This window comes from Pseudomonas furukawaii (genome assembly GCF_002355475.1).
GTDB classification, from domain to species: domain Bacteria; phylum Pseudomonadota; class Gammaproteobacteria; order Pseudomonadales; family Pseudomonadaceae; genus Metapseudomonas; species Metapseudomonas furukawaii.
This window is the reverse complement of record NZ_AP014862.1, coordinates 102,443-118,388: the sequence shown is the minus strand read 5'-3', so window position 1 is coordinate 118,388 and position 15,946 is coordinate 102,443. Positions and strand designations below refer to the sequence as shown.

The 15,946-nt window shown below is 60.9% G+C and carries 6 protein-coding genes, 2 tRNA genes and 3 rRNA genes; 4 read left to right on the top strand and 7 right to left on the bottom strand.

Features of this window, described 5'->3' with window-relative positions:
- Positions 1-335 precede the first annotated feature (335 nt).
- The 7 genes from rrf to KF707C_RS00530 form a co-directional block, all read right to left on the bottom strand.
- Positions 336-451: ribosomal RNA gene (gene rrf / locus KF707C_RS00560) — 5S ribosomal RNA — on the bottom strand.
- 139 nt (positions 452-590) lie between these two features.
- Positions 591-3,481: ribosomal RNA gene (locus KF707C_RS00555) — 23S ribosomal RNA — on the bottom strand.
- Between the two features lie 230 nt (positions 3,482-3,711).
- A tRNA-Ala gene (locus KF707C_RS00550) sits at positions 3,712-3,787 on the bottom strand.
- A 32-nt stretch (positions 3,788-3,819) separates the two neighbouring features.
- A tRNA-Ile gene (locus KF707C_RS00545) sits at positions 3,820-3,896 on the bottom strand.
- 65 nt (positions 3,897-3,961) lie between these two features.
- Positions 3,962-5,498: ribosomal RNA gene (locus tag KF707C_RS00540) — 16S ribosomal RNA — on the bottom strand.
- The 16S, 23S and 5S rRNA genes sit together here with 2 tRNA genes alongside, the layout of an rRNA operon.
- Before the next feature lie 426 nt (positions 5,499-5,924).
- Positions 5,925-7,148 (bottom strand): CaiB/BaiF CoA transferase family protein, encoded by a 1,224-nt coding sequence (locus tag KF707C_RS00535; protein WP_003458220.1) that lies wholly within the window; start codon positions 7,146-7,148, stop codon positions 5,925-5,927.
- A gap of 71 nt (positions 7,149-7,219) precedes the next feature.
- The gene (locus KF707C_RS00530) at positions 7,220-8,401 is read right to left on the bottom strand and encodes an acyl-CoA dehydrogenase (protein WP_003458219.1); all 1,182 of its coding nucleotides are present in this window, start codon (positions 8,399-8,401) and stop codon (positions 7,220-7,222) included.
- 192 nt (positions 8,402-8,593) lie between these two features.
- On the opposite strand from KF707C_RS00530, the gene KF707C_RS00525 reads away from it, so the two are divergent.
- The 4 genes from KF707C_RS00525 (at position 8,594) to KF707C_RS29560 (ending at position 15,507) form a co-directional block, all read left to right on the top strand.
- Positions 8,594-9,502 (top strand): LysR family transcriptional regulator, encoded by a 909-nt coding sequence (locus tag KF707C_RS00525; RefSeq protein WP_003458218.1) that lies wholly within the window; start codon positions 8,594-8,596, stop codon positions 9,500-9,502.
- 190 nt (positions 9,503-9,692) lie between these two features.
- A complete protein-coding gene (locus KF707C_RS00520; RefSeq protein WP_003458215.1) occupies positions 9,693-11,459 on the top strand; it encodes a DUF1302 domain-containing protein in 1,767 nt (588 codons plus the stop codon).
- 17 nt (positions 11,460-11,476) lie between these two features.
- Entirely contained in the window at positions 11,477-12,844 is a 1,368-nt protein-coding gene (locus KF707C_RS00515; protein WP_036994676.1) for a DUF1329 domain-containing protein, read from the top strand.
- 146 nt (positions 12,845-12,990) lie between these two features.
- Positions 12,991-15,507 carry a LuxR C-terminal-related transcriptional regulator gene (locus KF707C_RS29560; protein ID WP_003458209.1) on the top strand — a complete coding sequence of 839 codons (2,517 nt, stop codon included), beginning with the start codon at positions 12,991-12,993 and terminating at the stop codon, positions 15,505-15,507.
- Positions 15,508-15,946: the final 439 nt, after the last annotated feature.

The following is a 15,946-nucleotide window of genomic DNA, read 5'->3' as shown; positions in this document are numbered from 1 at the left end:
AATTCACGAGTGTTACTTGTGATGCTGATAATCAGTTGACTATCAGTCTTACCTCACAAGCACCCACACGAATTGCTTGATTCAGTTGTTAAAGAGCGTTTCGATCAAGTCTTTCGTCTCAACCGAGGCCGCGCATTCTACAGCAGCCCTTCTTGCTGTCAAGCTGTTTTTCAGAAATTTCCTTCTTACTCAACCGCTTGCAAAATTGGATGGTTCAACTTCGCTAACCATCCAGCAGCGCCACTAAGTGACAGCTGCGAACCTACGTTTCATAGGCTTTCACTAAAAGGCAAAGCCCCGGCATGCAGTGAGCATACCGGGGCCTTGGGATAGGAGCTTGACGATGACCTACTCTCACATGGAGAAGCTCCACACTACCATCGGCGATGCGTCGTTTCACTGCTGAGTTCGGGATGGGATCAGGTGGTTCCAACGCTCTATAGTCGTCAAGCAATTCGGTTGGGGCATCGTCTGGGACGCTACCCCGAATCAGGTATGTGACAGTTGTTGGCTTTGCGGTTCATGCGAACTTTCGGTTCACATCGACTTCACCAGTCGCACCCACAATCACCAGATTGTTTGGGTGTTATATGGTCAAGCCTCACGGGCAATTAGTATTGGTTAGCTCAACGCCTCACAGCGCTTACACACCCAACCTATCAACGTCGTAGTCTTCGACGGCCCTTCAGGGGATTCAAGATCCCAGTGAGATCTCATCTTGAGGCGAGTTTCCCGCTTAGATGCTTTCAGCGGTTATCTCTTCCGAACATAGCTACCCGGCAGTGCCACTGGCGTGACAACCGGAACACCAGAGGTTCGTCCACTCCGGTCCTCTCGTACTAGGAGCAGCCCCTCTCAAATCTCAAACGTCCACGGCAGATAGGGACCGAACTGTCTCACGACGTTCTAAACCCAGCTCGCGTACCACTTTAAATGGCGAACAGCCATACCCTTGGGACCGGCTTCAGCCCCAGGATGTGATGAGCCGACATCGAGGTGCCAAACACCGCCGTCGATATGAACTCTTGGGCGGTATCAGCCTGTTATCCCCGGAGTACCTTTTATCCGTTGAGCGATGGCCCTTCCATACAGAACCACCGGATCACTAAGACCTACTTTCGTACCTGCTCGACGTGTCTGTCTCGCAGTCAAGCGCGCTTTTGCCTTTATACTCTGCGACCGATTTCCGACCGGTCTGAGCGCACCTTCGTACTCCTCCGTTACTCTTTAGGAGGAGACCGCCCCAGTCAAACTGCCCACCATACACTGTCCTCGATCCGGATGACGGACCAGAGTTAGAACCTCAAGCATGCCAGGGTGGTATTTCAAGGATGGCTCCACGCGAACTGGCGTCCACGCTTCAAAGCCTCCCACCTATCCTACACAAGCAGGCTCAAAGTCCAGTGCAAAGCTACAGTAAAGGTTCACGGGGTCTTTCCGTCTAGCCGCGGATACACTGCATCTTCACAGCGATTTCAATTTCACTGAGTCTCGGGTGGAGACAGCGCCGCCATCGTTACGCCATTCGTGCAGGTCGGAACTTACCCGACAAGGAATTTCGCTACCTTAGGACCGTTATAGTTACGGCCGCCGTTTACCGGGGCTTCGATCAAGAGCTTCGCTTGCGCTAACCCCATCAATTAACCTTCCGGCACCGGGCAGGCGTCACACCCTATACGTCCACTTTCGTGTTTGCAGAGTGCTGTGTTTTTAATAAACAGTCGCAGCGGCCTGGTATCTTCGACCGGCATGGGCTTACGGAGCAAGTCCTTCACCCTCACCGGCGCACCTTCTCCCGAAGTTACGGTGCCATTTTGCCTAGTTCCTTCACCCGAGTTCTCTCAAGCGCCTTGGTATTCTCTACCCAACCACCTGTGTCGGTTTGGGGTACGGTTCCTAGTTACCTGAAGCTTAGAAGCTTTTCCTGGAAGCATGGCATCGACCACTTCGCTTTCTAAAAGAAAGCTCGTCATCAGCTCTCGGCCTTGAACACCCGGATTTGCCTAAGTGTTCGGCCTACCACCTTAAACTTGGACAACCAACGCCAAGCTGGCCTAGCCTTCTCCGTCCCTCCATCGCAGTAACTAGAAGTACGGGAATATTAACCCGTTTCCCATCGACTACGCTTTTCAGCCTCGCCTTAGGGGCCGACTCACCCTGCGTCGATTAACGTTGCGCAGGAACCCTTGGTCTTTCGGCGTGGGAGTTTTTCACTCCCATTGTCGTTACTCATGTCAGCATTCGCACTTCTGATACCTCCAGCAAGCTTCTCAACTTACCTTCACAGGCTTACAGAACGCTCCTCTACCGCTCGTCTTGCGACGAACCCGTAGCTTCGGTGTGTAGTTTGAGCCCCGTTACATCTTCCGCGCAGGCCGACTCGACTAGTGAGCTATTACGCTTTCTTTAAAGGATGGCTGCTTCTAAGCCAACCTCCTAGCTGTCTAAGCCTTCCCACATCGTTTCCCACTTAACTACAACTTTGGGACCTTAGCTGACGGTCTGGGTTGTTTCCCTTTTCACGACGGACGTTAGCACCCGCCGTGTGTCTCCCACGCTGACACTTCCAGGTATTCGGAGTTTGCATCGGTTTGGTAAGTCGGGATGACCCCCTAGCCGAAACAGTGCTCTACCCCCTGGAGTGATACGTGAGGCGCTACCTAAATAGCTTTCGAGGAGAACCAGCTATCTCCGAGCTTGATTAGCCTTTCACTCCGATCCACAAGTCATCCGCTACCTTTTCAACGGGAGTCGGTTCGGTCCTCCAGTCAGTGTTACCTAACCTTCAACCTGCTCATGGATAGATCGCCCGGTTTCGGGTCTATACCCAGCGACTAAACGCCCTATTAAGACTCGCTTTCGCTACGCCTCCCCTATTCGGTTAAGCTCGCCACTGAATATAAGTCGCTGACCCATTATACAAAAGGTACGCAGTCACCTAACAAAGTAGGCTCCCACTGCTTGTACGCATACGGTTTCAGGTTCTATTTCACTCCCCTCTCCGGGGTTCTTTTCGCCTTTCCCTCACGGTACTGGTTCACTATCGGTCAGTCAGTAGTATTTAGCCTTGGAGGATGGTCCCCCCATGTTCAGACAAAGTTTCACGTGCTCCGTCCTACTCGATTTCACTTCCAAGAACCTTTCATATACGGGGCTATCACCCACTATGGCCGCACTTTCCAGAGCGTTCTATTAGATTCAAAGAAGCTTAAGGGCTAGTCCCCGTTCGCTCGCCACTACTAAGGGAATCTCGGTTGATTTCTTTTCCTCAGGGTACTTAGATGTTTCAGTTCCCCTGGTTCGCCTCTTGCACCTATGGATTCAGTACAAGATACCTAGGTTATCCTAGGTGGGTTCCCCCATTCAGAGATCTCCGGATCAAAGTCTGTTTGCCGACTCCCCGAAGCTTTTCGCAGGCTACCACGTCTTTCATCGCCTCTGACTGCCAAGGCATCCACCGTATGCGCTTCTTCACTTGACCATATAACCCCAAGCAATCTGCCTGCGATCATGGTGTGAAGACGACATTCGCCGAAAATTCGCGCTTGAACTCGCAAATTTTGCCTTGAGTTGCTGAATGCAGTGAAACATTCAACAAGTCACTTCTATCACATACCCGAATTTTTAAAGAACGATTCTGAAGCAAAGTCCAGAATTCAATATCCAACCACGGATACTCAATTCTGCACTCTTGGCTGCCTGACTGGAGAGTGGTGGAGCCAAGGAGGATCGAACTCCTGACCTCCTGCGTGCAAAGCAGGCGCTCTCCCAGCTGAGCTATGGCCCCAATGTCGGCCGGTCATTCGACCCCGCGACAATTGGTGGGTCTGGGCAGATTCGAACTGCCGACCTCACCCTTATCAGGGGTGCGCTCTAACCAACTGAGCTACAGACCCAATCGCCTTCGCAATTGAATCAAGCAATTCGTGTGGGAACTTATGAAGAAGCTGATGTCTTCGATTAAGGAGGTGATCCAGCCGCAGGTTCCCCTACGGCTACCTTGTTACGACTTCACCCCAGTCATGAATCACTCCGTGGTAACCGTCCCCCTTGCGGTTAGACTAGCTACTTCTGGAGCAACCCACTCCCATGGTGTGACGGGCGGTGTGTACAAGGCCCGGGAACGTATTCACCGTGACATTCTGATTCACGATTACTAGCGATTCCGACTTCACGCAGTCGAGTTGCAGACTGCGATCCGGACTACGATCGGTTTTATGGGATTAGCTCCACCTCGCGGCTTGGCAACCCTTTGTACCGACCATTGTAGCACGTGTGTAGCCCTGGCCGTAAGGGCCATGATGACTTGACGTCATCCCCACCTTCCTCCGGTTTGTCACCGGCAGTCTCCTTAGAGTGCCCACCATAACGTGCTGGTAACTAAGGACAAGGGTTGCGCTCGTTACGGGACTTAACCCAACATCTCACGACACGAGCTGACGACAGCCATGCAGCACCTGTGTCTGAGTTCCCGAAGGCACCAATCCATCTCTGGAAAGTTCTCAGCATGTCAAGGCCAGGTAAGGTTCTTCGCGTTGCTTCGAATTAAACCACATGCTCCACCGCTTGTGCGGGCCCCCGTCAATTCATTTGAGTTTTAACCTTGCGGCCGTACTCCCCAGGCGGTCGACTTATCGCGTTAGCTGCGCCACTAAGATCTCAAGGATCCCAACGGCTAGTCGACATCGTTTACGGCGTGGACTACCAGGGTATCTAATCCTGTTTGCTCCCCACGCTTTCGCACCTCAGTGTCAGTATTAGTCCAGGTGGTCGCCTTCGCCACTGGTGTTCCTTCCTATATCTACGCATTTCACCGCTACACAGGAAATTCCACCACCCTCTACCATACTCTAGCCCAGTAGTTTTGGAGGCAGTTCCCAGGTTGAGCCCGGGGATTTCACCTCCAACTTGCTGAACCACCTACGCGCGCTTTACGCCCAGTAATTCCGATTAACGCTTGCACCCTTCGTATTACCGCGGCTGCTGGCACGAAGTTAGCCGGTGCTTATTCTGTTGGTAACGTCAAAACAGCAAGGTATTAACTTACTGCCCTTCCTCCCAACTTAAAGTGCTTTACAATCCGAAGACCTTCTTCACACACGCGGCATGGCTGGATCAGGCTTTCGCCCATTGTCCAATATTCCCCACTGCTGCCTCCCGTAGGAGTCTGGACCGTGTCTCAGTTCCAGTGTGACTGATCATCCTCTCAGACCAGTTACGGATCGTCGCCTTGGTGAGCCTTTACCTCACCAACTAGCTAATCCGACCTAGGCTCATCTGATAGCGTGAGGTCCGAAGATCCCCCACTTTCTCCCGTAGGACGTATGCGGTATTAGCTCGAGTTTCCCCGAGTTATCCCCCACTACCAGGCAGATTCCTAGGCATTACTCACCCGTCCGCCGCTCGCCGGCATCCCGAAGGACCCGCTGCCGCTCGACTTGCATGTGTTAGGCCTGCCGCCAGCGTTCAATCTGAGCCATGATCAAACTCTTCAGTTCAATACTGCTTGGGTTTTGAGAAAACCCTAAACTTGGCTCAGCAATCGCAAATAAACTCTCGAATTCACGAGTGTTACTTGTGATGCTGATAATCAGTTGACTATCAGTCTTACCTCACAAGCACCCACACGAATTGCTTGATTCAGTTGTTAAAGAGCGTTTCGATCAAGTCTTTCGTCTCAACCGAGGCCGCGCATTCTACAGCAGCCTTTCTTACTGTCAAGCTGTTTTTCAGAAATTTCCTTCTTACTCAACCGCTTGCGTGATTTGGCGATTGCCTCGTCACTAAGTTGTCGATTAGGAATTTTCCTTTTACATCAACAACTTATCGCCTTCTGGAAGCTAAGTCCCCGTCAGCGAGGCGCGCATTCTATACAATCCACCAACCCTGTAAAGCACTTTTTTGAAGTTTCTTAAAAACCTCGTTCAAATGACCTGCTCCCGATGCAGCTGAGCGATACGCTCTTCCGTCAAACCAAGTACCCGCGCCAGTACCTGATCAGTGTGCTCGCCCAGAAGCGGTGGCGGCAGGCGGTACTCCACGGGCGTCTCCGATAGACGCAGGGGGCTGGCCACCTGGGGCACCACGCCTGCCAGGGCATGCTCCAACTCGACGCGCAGCCCACGTGCCTGAACCTGCGGATCGGCGAATACCGCTGCCAGGTCATTGATAGGGCCACAGGGAACGCCGACTGCCTCCAGCGCAGCGACCCACTCGGCGGTGGTCTTGAAGACGGTCGCCTGGCGAATCAGCGGGATCAGCTCGGCACGATGAGCCACCCGAGCCTTGTTGGTTGAAAAACGCGGGTCGTCCGCCCACTCCCGATGACCGGCGACCTCGCAAAACTTGCGGAACTGGCCGTCGTTACCGACGGTAAGGATGAAGTCCCCATCCGCGGTGGGAAAATCCTGGTACGGCACTATGTTGGGATGGGCATTGCCCAGGCGACGAGGCGGGTTGCCCGTGGTCAGGAAGTTCATCGCCTGATTGGCCAGGCAGGCCACCTGCACGTCCAGCAGGGCCATGTCGATGTGCTGCCCCTTGCCGGTCAGTTCCCGGGAGGCCAGCGCTGCCAGCATGGCAACCGACGAATAGAGCCCGGTGAGAATGTCCGTCAGGGCGACACCGACCTTCACCGGTCCAGCGCCTTCCTCCTGATCGGAACGGCCGGTGATACTCATCAGCCCACCCAGCCCCTGGATCATGAAGTCATAGCCCGCCCGCTTGGCGTAGGGACCGAACTGGCCGAAGCCTGTGATGGAGCAATAGATGAGGCGCGGATTGAGGGCCTTGAGGGACTCGTAGTCCAGGCCGTAGGCCGCCAGCCCACCTACCTTGAAATTCTCGATGAGGATATCGGAGCGGGACGCCAGCTCACGCACCAGCGCCTGCCCTTCCGGCTTGGTGAAGTCGATGGTCACTGACTGCTTGTTGCGGTTGGCGGAAAGGAAGTAGGCCGCCTCGCTGGTATCCCGGCCATCGGCCCCCTTGAGGAAGGGCGGCCCCCAGGCACGGGTATCGTCGCCGGCGCCCGGCCGCTCGACCTTGATCACCTCGGCCCCCAGGTCCGCCAGTATCTGCCCGGACCAAGGGCCGGCCAGTACGCGGGAGAGGTCGAGCACACGAATATGGGAAAGCGCGCCAGCCATGGGAACCTCTTCTTATATAGAGAGAAAAGCCGGAACCGCACCTTGCGCCTCCGGCTTTCGACTCGCAGGCCTTAGAAGAACGCCTGGATGCCGGTCTGGGCGCGACCCAGGATCAGCGCATGGACGTCATGGGTCCCTTCATAGGTGTTCACCACCTCCAGGTTGACCAGGTGGCGGGCCACACCGAACTCGTCGGAGATGCCGTTGCCGCCCATCATGTCCCGCGCCACCCGAGCGATCTCCAGCGACTTGCCACAGGAGTTGCGCTTCATGATCGAGGTGATCTCCACCGCCGCGGTGCCTTCGTCCTTCATCCGCCCCAGGCGCAGGCAGCCCTGCAGGGCCAGGGTGATCTCGGTCTGCATGTCCGCCAGCTTCTTCTGGATCAGTTGGTTGGCCGCCAGGGGACGGCCGAACTGGTTGCGGTCCAGCACGTACTGGCGCGCGGTATGCCAGCAGTATTCGGCGGCACCCAGGGCGCCCCAGGAAATGCCGTAACGTGCCGAGTTCAGGCAGGTGAAGGGACCACGCAGGCCACGGACGTCGGGGAAGGCGTTCTCTTCCGGCACGAAGACGTTATCCATGACGATCTCGCCGGTGATGGACGCCCGCAGCCCCACCTTGCCGTGGATCACCGGTGCGGACAGGCCCTGCCAGCCCTTTTCGAGGATGAAGCCGCGGATCTCGCCCGCATCGTCCTTGGCCCAGACCACGAAGACATCGGCAATCGGGCTGTTGGTGATCCACATCTTCGCGCCGCTCAGGCGGTAGCCACCGTCCACTTTCTTCGCGCGGGTGATCATGGAGCCCGGGTCGGAGCCGTGGTTCGGCTCGGTCAGGCCGAAGCAGCCGATCCACTCGCCGCTGGCCAGCTTCGGCAGGTACTTCTGTTTCTGGGCCTGGCTGCCGAACTCGTTGATCGGCACCATCACCAGGGAGGACTGCACGCTCATCATGGAGCGGTAGCCCGAGTCGACACGCTCCACTTCCCGGGCGATCAGGCCGTAGCAGACATAGTTGAGGCCGCTGCCGCCGTACTCAGCCGGAATGGTGGCGCCCAGCAGGCCTACTTCACCCATCTCGCGGAAGATGGCCGGATCGGTCTGCTCGTGGCGGAAGGCCTCCAGCACCCGTGGAGCCAGCTTGTCCTGGGCGAACTGGTATGCGCTGTCACGCACCATGCGCTCTTCTTCGGTGAGCTGCTGGTCCAGCAGGAGCGGGTCGATCCAGTTGAAGCTTGCTTTGGCGGCCATGGGGAGTGTCCTCGGTAAGCGGGAATGGAGTCGGGCCATCAGTGGCCCTGATCGTTATCAGTGTCGCTTCATCCTAGACAGCCTAGGCCGTAACCGACAAACGAGGATTTCGCATGCTGTTGTGCTAATTTCTCACTCCGAGATGCTCTTTTCCCGTGTTTTTGGCCACTTATTGTGAGACTGAGGTACAGCATGCGCAGGAAGATTCCCAGCACCGGCGCCCTGGTCGCCTTCGAGTCCGCCGCACGCCACCAGAGCTTCACCAAGGCCGCAGAAGAACTGGCCCTGACCCAGAGCGCCATCTGCCGGCAGATCGCCGGGCTGGAGGAGTTCCTCGGTCTGGAGCTGTTCCGCCGCTCCCGACGCGGGGTGAAGCTGACCGAAGCCGGGCTCGCCTACTCCCGCCGCATCGCCGCCCAACTGGATGCGGTGGAGCGCGACACCCTCGCCGTCATGGGCCAGCAGGGCGCGATGACCGTGGAACTGGCCATAGTCCCCACCTTCGGCACCCAGTGGTTGCTGCCACGCCTGAAGGACTTCCAGCGACTGCACCCGGAAGTGACGGTCAACCTCACCAACCGCACCCGCCCCTTCCTCTTCGCCGACACCGATTTCGACGCCGCCCTCTACTTCGGTGACGCCGAGTGGTCCGGCACCCGCGCCGACTTCCTCATGCACGAAAACGCCCTGCCGGTATGCAGCCCGGCCCTGCTGGAGGGACGCGACCGCCTCGACGCCGAGACCCTGGCACGCCTGCCGCTGTTGCAGCAGACCACCCGCCCCTATGCGTGGCGCCAGTGGTTCGGCTCCCAGGGCATGACTGTCGCCCGCGACCTCAGCGGTCCCCGCTACGAACTCTTCTCCATGCTCGCCCAGGCCGCGATGCACGACATGGGCGTGGCGCTGATCCCGCCTTTCCTGATCCAGCGGGAACTGGCGGACGGCCGCCTGGTGATCGCCAATCCCCACAGCTTTCGCAGCGACAAGGCCTATTACCTGATCATTCCCGAGCGCAAGCTGGAGTCCGCCGCCCTCGGCGCCTTCCGCCACTGGCTGGTGGACGCCGCCCGCCTGTATCGCCACGAAGCGGGGCTGGACTGACCCGCTGTAACCCCCGGTAGCAATCCTCCCGGGCGACGCCCTGCACGGCTGGCCCAGCCCACGCCAAAGCCACTTTCCGCCGCCGGCATCACCCCCTCGGGTGAGGCCCGAAATCGCCCGTTCAGGCAGTTATGGCGCCCATGGCGCCTGATTAGCATGAGGCCTCCCAAATCCCGCTCTGGAGAGCCGCATGACAACAAGAACAATGCGCGGAATCTTCCCGCCACACCTGCTGGCCGCCGCCGTCGCCCTGGGCTGCAGCGACCAGATCCACGCCATCACCTTCAACATCGGCGACATCGAAGCCCAGTTCGACTCCTCCCTCTCCGTCGGTGCCAGCTGGGCGGTGCGCGCCCCGGATCCGGAGTTCTATTCCACCGCCAGTGGCGGCGAGGCACTGACCCGAACCTCCGACGACGGCCGGCTGAACTTCAAGAAGGGCGAGACCTTTTCGAAGATCTTCAAGGGCATCCACGACCTCGAACTGAAGTACGGCGACACCGGCGTCTTCCTTCGGGGCAAGTACTGGTACGACTTCGAACTGAAGGACGAGCACCGGCTCTTCTATGACATCGACGATCACAACCGCAAGGAAGGTGCCCAAGCGTCCGGCGCCCAGCTGCTGGACGCCTTCCTCTACCACAACTACAGCCTGGGCGACCTGCCGGGCAGCTTCCGTGTCGGCAAGCAGGTAGTGAGCTGGGGCGAGAGCACCTTCATCGGCAACTCCATCAACAGCATCAACCCCATCGACGCGGCGGCCTTCCGCCGGCCGGGCGCCGAGATCAAGGAAGGCCTGATCCCGGTGAACATGCTCTACCTGTCCCAGAGCCTCACCGAGAACCTCTCGGCCGAAGCCTTCTACCAGCTGGAGTGGGACCAGACGGTAGCCGACAACTGCGGCACCTTCTTCGCCACCTCGGATGTGGTGGCCGATGGCTGCGTGGACCGCCTGATCGTTAGCGGACCGGATCTGCCGCCCGGCGTCTCCCCCAATACCGGTGGCACGCTTTACATACCCCGCGCCGGTGACCGCGACGCCCGCGACGGCGGGCAGTTCGGCGTGGCCCTGCGCTGGTTCGTGCCGGAGCTGAACGACACCGAGTTCGGCGCCTACGCCATGAACTACCACAGCCGCGGCCCGATCTTCAGCACCCTCCGCACCACCACCCCGAGCCTGGCGATCATCCCCGGCGCGCCGGGCGCCCGCTACTTCATCGAGTACCCCGAAGACATCCGGCTCTATGGCCTGAGTTTCCAGACCAATATCGAAGGCACCTCGGTAGCGGGTGAACTGAGCTTCCGGCCCAACATGCCGTTGCAACTGAACAGCACCGACCTGTCCTTCGCCGCACTGGGCATCCCCAGCGTCCCCATCTTCGAAAGCGGCCACGCCCGCAACGTCGCCGGCGAGGAGATCCACGGCTACATGCGCAAGCCGGTCACCCAGGCCCAGGTCACCGCCACCCAGTTCGTCGACCAGGTGATGGGTGCCAGCCGCCTGACCCTGGTGGCCGAAGTGGGCTACAACCACATCGGCGGCATCAGCGACGACATCGGCGACCTGCGTTTCGGCCGCGAACCCATCTACGGCCCCGGCCAGCTCTCCTCCCAACCCCTGTGCCTGGCCCTCACCGCGGCCAGCCCGAACCAGCGCGAATGCAACGACAAGGGCTTCTACACCAGCAGCTCCTGGGGCTACCGCGCCCGGGCGGTGTGGGATTACCCCAACGTCGTCGCCGGCATCAACCTGAGCCCGAGCATCGCCTGGTCCCACGACGTGGACGGCTACGGCCCGAACTTCAACGAAGGCTCCAAGGCCGTCAGCCTCGGCCTCAGCGCCGACTACCAGAACACCTACACCGCCAGCCTCAGCTACACCGACTTCTTCGGCGGCCACTACAACACCACCACTGATCGCGACTTCGTCGCCGTCAGCTTCGGCGTCAACTTCTGACAAAGGGGTCCGTGACCATGAAAAACAGTCTCCTGCAAGGCGGCGTTCTCGCCCTCGGCCTGTTGGCCCTTCAAGCCGTGGCCGCCGTCGCTCCCGACGAAGCCGCGCAACTGGGCGCCAGCCTCACCCCACTGGGCGCGGAGAAGGCCGGCAACGCCGACGGCAGCATTCCCGCCTGGACCGGTGGCCTGCCCACCAATGCGGCGACCGTGGACGACCGAGGCTTCCTCGGCGATCCCTTCCCGGGCGAACAACCCCTGTTCACCATCACCGCCGCCAATGCCGAGCAGTACAAGGACAAGCTCTCGCCCGGCCAGATGGCCATGTTCAAGCGCTACTCCAGCACCTACCGCATCCCGGTCTACACCAGCCACCGCAGCGCGGCCGTCCCCCAGACGATCTACGACGCAGCGAAGCAGAGCGCCCTCAACACCCAGCCGGTGGACGGCGGCAACGGCCTGACCAACTTCGCCGACAGCCACTACTACGCCTTCCCCATTCCCAAGGATGGCGTCCAGGTCATGTGGAACCACATCACCCGCTACCGGGGCGGCAACGCCCGGCGCCTGGTGATCCAGGCCACGCCCCAGACCAACGGCTCCTTCACGCCGGTGCAGTTCCAGGACGAGGTGGCCTTCCCGGCGGACATGACCGCGCTGGACAAGGAAAAGTCCGCCAACGTCCTGCTCTACTTCAAGCAGCGCGTGGTCGCGCCCTCGCGCTTGGCCGGCAACGTGCTGCTGGTCCACGAAACCATCGACCAGGTGAAGGAGCCGCGTCTGGCCTGGCTCTACAACGCCGGCCAGCGCCGGGTCCGCCGCGCGCCCCAGGTGTCCTACGACGGCCCGGGCACCGCCGCCGACGGCTTGCGCACCGCCGACAACTTCGACCTGTTCTCCGGCGCCCCGGACCGCTATGACTGGAAGCTGGTCGGCAAGAAGGAGATGTACATCCCCTACAACAGCTACAAGCTGGAATCACCCCAGGTGAAGTACAAGGACATCATCCAGCCGGGCCATGTGAATCCGGACCTGACCCGCTACGAGCTGCACCGTGTCTGGGAAGTGGTGGCCACCCTCAAGCCGGGTGAGCGGCACATCTATGCCAAGCGCCACTACTTCATCGACGAGGACAGCTGGCAGATCGCCTATGCCGACCATTACGACGGCCGCGGCCAGCTCTGGCGAGTGGGCGAAGGCCACGCCAGCTACCACTACCAGCGCCAGGTCAGCGCCTACGCCGTGGAGACCCTCTACGACCTGATCGCCGGACGCTACATCGCCCTCGGCCTGAAGAACGAGGAGAAGCGCGGCATCGAGTTCGGCTTCGCCGCCAATGGCGCCGACTACACCCCCGCCGCCCTGCGCAACGCCGGGATACGCTGACCCGACAGCGCCCCGCAAGGGGCGCTCACTCCCGGCGTTTTATGGCTTCGCATCACGCCGGTCCATGCTCCTTCACCCCCCAATCCGCGAGGCCTAGTCTCCCAGGACCCGGTTCACCCATTACAACAACAGCGCGAGAACCGCAGATGCCCCGCTCCGGCCAGACCACCCCCGTACCATCGTCTCGCCTGCCGCGCCTGCCACCGGGCCACATACCCCGTCCCGGCCTGGTGGAGCGCCTCGCTGCCCAGGACGCCCAGTTGCGGCTGCTGTCGGCCCCTGCGGGCTTCGGCAAGAGCGTGCTGCTCAACGAATTCCTGCGCACCCACGGCGGCAACGGCCGGGTGATCTGGTTGAACCTGGCCGGCCAGGCCCTCTCCCCGGGGCAATTGATCGCGCATCTGGCGAGCGAGCTGGACCGCGACCTTCCGGCGCTGCCCGCGCCACAGGCCCTGCAACAGCTGCTCGCCCAGCGCGACGCACCCCTCTGGCTGGTGCTGGACGACTACCCCGGCCAACCGCCCGCCGAACTCGACGACTGCATCGATCAACTGCTGGCTCGCGCCCTCCCGGAGCTGCGCCTCCTGGTCAGTACCCGCCAGCGGCCCGACTGGAACCTGCCGCGCCTGCTGCTGGCCGGCGAACTCCTGGAGCTGGACGCCCGGCAACTGGCCTTCGACCGCGAACACTACGAGCGCCTGGTGGACAGGCTGGCCCCGCAGACCGCCGCCGCCGCCCGGGACGAACTCTGGCGGGCCACCGAAGGCTGGTGCGCCGGCGTGCGGCTGCAACTCACGGGCGGATCCCCGTCCGGTGCCCAGGGCAATCATTGCTGGCTGAAGGAGTACCTCGACCATGAACTGCTCAACCGGCTGAGTGAGGACGAAGCCCAATGCCTGTTCGCCCTGGCGCACCTGCCGAAGGTTTCCGCCACCCTCTGCCAGCAACTCTGGGAAGACTGCGATGGCACCGCCCTGTTCGAGCGCCTGCTGGCCCGCCAGGCCTTCTGCATGCCGCTGGATGAGCACGGCAGCTGGTACCGGGTGCTGCCCGTGGTCGCCCGCGTGTTGCGCCATCGCCTGAGCGAAGCCGCCGCCACCCGCCTGCACCTGGCCGCCTGCCGCGTGTTCATCGCCGCCGGCCAGGTGGAGGACGCCATCGAACAGGCCCTCTGCGCCGGCCAGCCGGAGGCCGCCGCCAACTACCTGGAGCGGCTCGGCCAGGAATGGCTGACCGGCGAACAGCACCTGGCCCGTCTGCTGGCCTGGCGCAGTCGCCTGCCCGGCACCCTGCTGGAAAGCACACCGCGCTTGCTGACCCTCAATGCCTGGGGGCTGCTGGTGTCCTGGCGACTGGACGAGGCGGACGCCTGCATCGCCAAGCTCGGGCATTTCCTCCCGCAGCCCAGCGCCCGGCGCAACCGCAAGCTGCTGGCCAACTGGCAAGCCCTCCGCGGGGTCCTCATCGCCCTGCGCAGCCAGTCGGCCACCCACGCCGTCCGCCATTGCCGCGAGGCCCTGGCCGAACTTCCGGAGCATGACTGGATGGCGATCCTCTTCTGCCATTCGACCCTGGCCCGCATCGCCCTGGCCGAAGGCGCCCAGGACGAGGTCCAGACCCGCCTGCACCAGGCCCTGGAGATCGCCCGGCGTCACGGCAGCCTGCTGTTCGAGGTGCTGATCAACCTGGACTGCATCCGCCTGCTCCTGCTGCGGGGCGAGCACGGACGCGCCCAGGCGCTGCTGGACCAGAGCTTCGTCCTCATCGGCCAACGCAAGCAGGTGGACAGCCTGCTGCTCGGCCGCCTGCACCTGATCCAGGCCGAACTGCACCTGATCGCCGATCGCCTGGACGACGCCGAGCGCGCCCTGCACACCGGCCTGCGGGAGGCCCGGGCGTGCGCCGATCCATTCGCCCTGGCCGGCTTCCTCGGCCTGGCGGAACTGCATGCACGACGGGGCCATTTCGACCAGGCCTTCCAGGAACTGCGGGAAGCCGAACGCCATATGCACTGCCACCAGGTCTGGCGCTATGCCTACAGCGGACTGCTCAACCTGCAGCGCATGCGGGTGTTGGCCCGCCAGGGCCGCTGGGAACGCATCGGCCCCGTGGCCCTGCGCATCCGTCGCTACTTCGTCGGCGAACGACCCTGGATGCCGCAGCTGGACTACCCGACCCTGCCCCTGCGCAACCAGTTGCTGCTGGCCAGGTCGCGCCTGGAGACCGGCCATGCCGAGGAAGCGGAAGCCCTGCTGCTGCCGCTCCTTGATCGGTGCAAGGTGCTGCAGTTCATCCCGCTGGTTTGCGAGGTCCAACTGGCCCTGGCCGCCGCCTGGCACGCCCTGGGACGGGACGAAGCCCAGGGGCTGCAACGCCAGGCCCTGGAGCAGGCCGAGCGACTGGGCCTGGCCTGCCTGCTGCGCGACCAGCCGGATGCCGGGCAGGCCGCCGGGAGTGGCGGTCAGGCCAGCCTCCTCAGCCAACGGGAACGGGCCGTGCTGCAACTGCTGGCGGAGGGCTTCTCCAACCAGGAGATCGGCGGCACCCTGTTCATCTCGGTGAACACCGTGAAAACCCACACCAAGAAGATCAACAGCAAGCTGGGCGTCAAACGTCGGACCCAGGCCGTGATGCGCGCCAAGGCCCTCGGCCTGCTGGTCTGACCCCTTTCGCCTTCGCCCGACGAGCCAGCCAGCTCGCTTTACGCGCCGCGACAAATTGGCGCAGGCCGCGTCGCACCTGGGCTCCAGGCGAACCACCGATTCAGCTGGAAAACGCTGAAAACGAATTCCTGACCCTGTAGTCAATCATTTTCAAAAGCTACAGAACGCCCGATTTCCGCAGCCTTATGGCAACTATTAGAAAGTCTGATTAACAGTGCTCCAGCCATTAACGGCAGTATGTGTCGGGCTGCAAGCTCGTACCGGCGCTGGCTTGATGGAAAGTCATTCAGCACCGGGATGACCCGGGACACCCAATCCACCGACCGAAACACCCCCATGCCAAGGGCGACGGGGCCTGTAGAGGAAAGCGGGCACGACGGGTCCGAATATGACTTGTAGTTGTTACCGCGTTTAGCTTCAGAACTGCTTGAAGCGCCTG

Coding starts and splice junctions, on each gene's coding strand:
- KF707C_RS00530 (WP_003458219.1), bottom strand. CDS start 8,401: ATGGCCGCCAAAGCAAGCTTCAACTGGATCGACCCGCTCCTGCTGGAC.
- KF707C_RS00515 (WP_036994676.1), top strand. CDS start 11,477: ATGAAAAACAGTCTCCTGCAAGGCGGCGTTCTCGCCCTCGGCCTGTTG.
- KF707C_RS00535 (WP_003458220.1), bottom strand. CDS start 7,148: ATGGCTGGCGCGCTTTCCCATATTCGTGTGCTCGACCTCTCCCGCGTA.
- KF707C_RS29560 (WP_003458209.1), top strand. CDS start 12,991: ATGCCCCGCTCCGGCCAGACCACCCCCGTACCATCGTCTCGCCTGCCG.
- KF707C_RS00525 (WP_003458218.1), top strand. CDS start 8,594: ATGCGCAGGAAGATTCCCAGCACCGGCGCCCTGGTCGCCTTCGAGTCC.
- KF707C_RS00520 (WP_003458215.1), top strand. CDS start 9,693: ATGACAACAAGAACAATGCGCGGAATCTTCCCGCCACACCTGCTGGCC.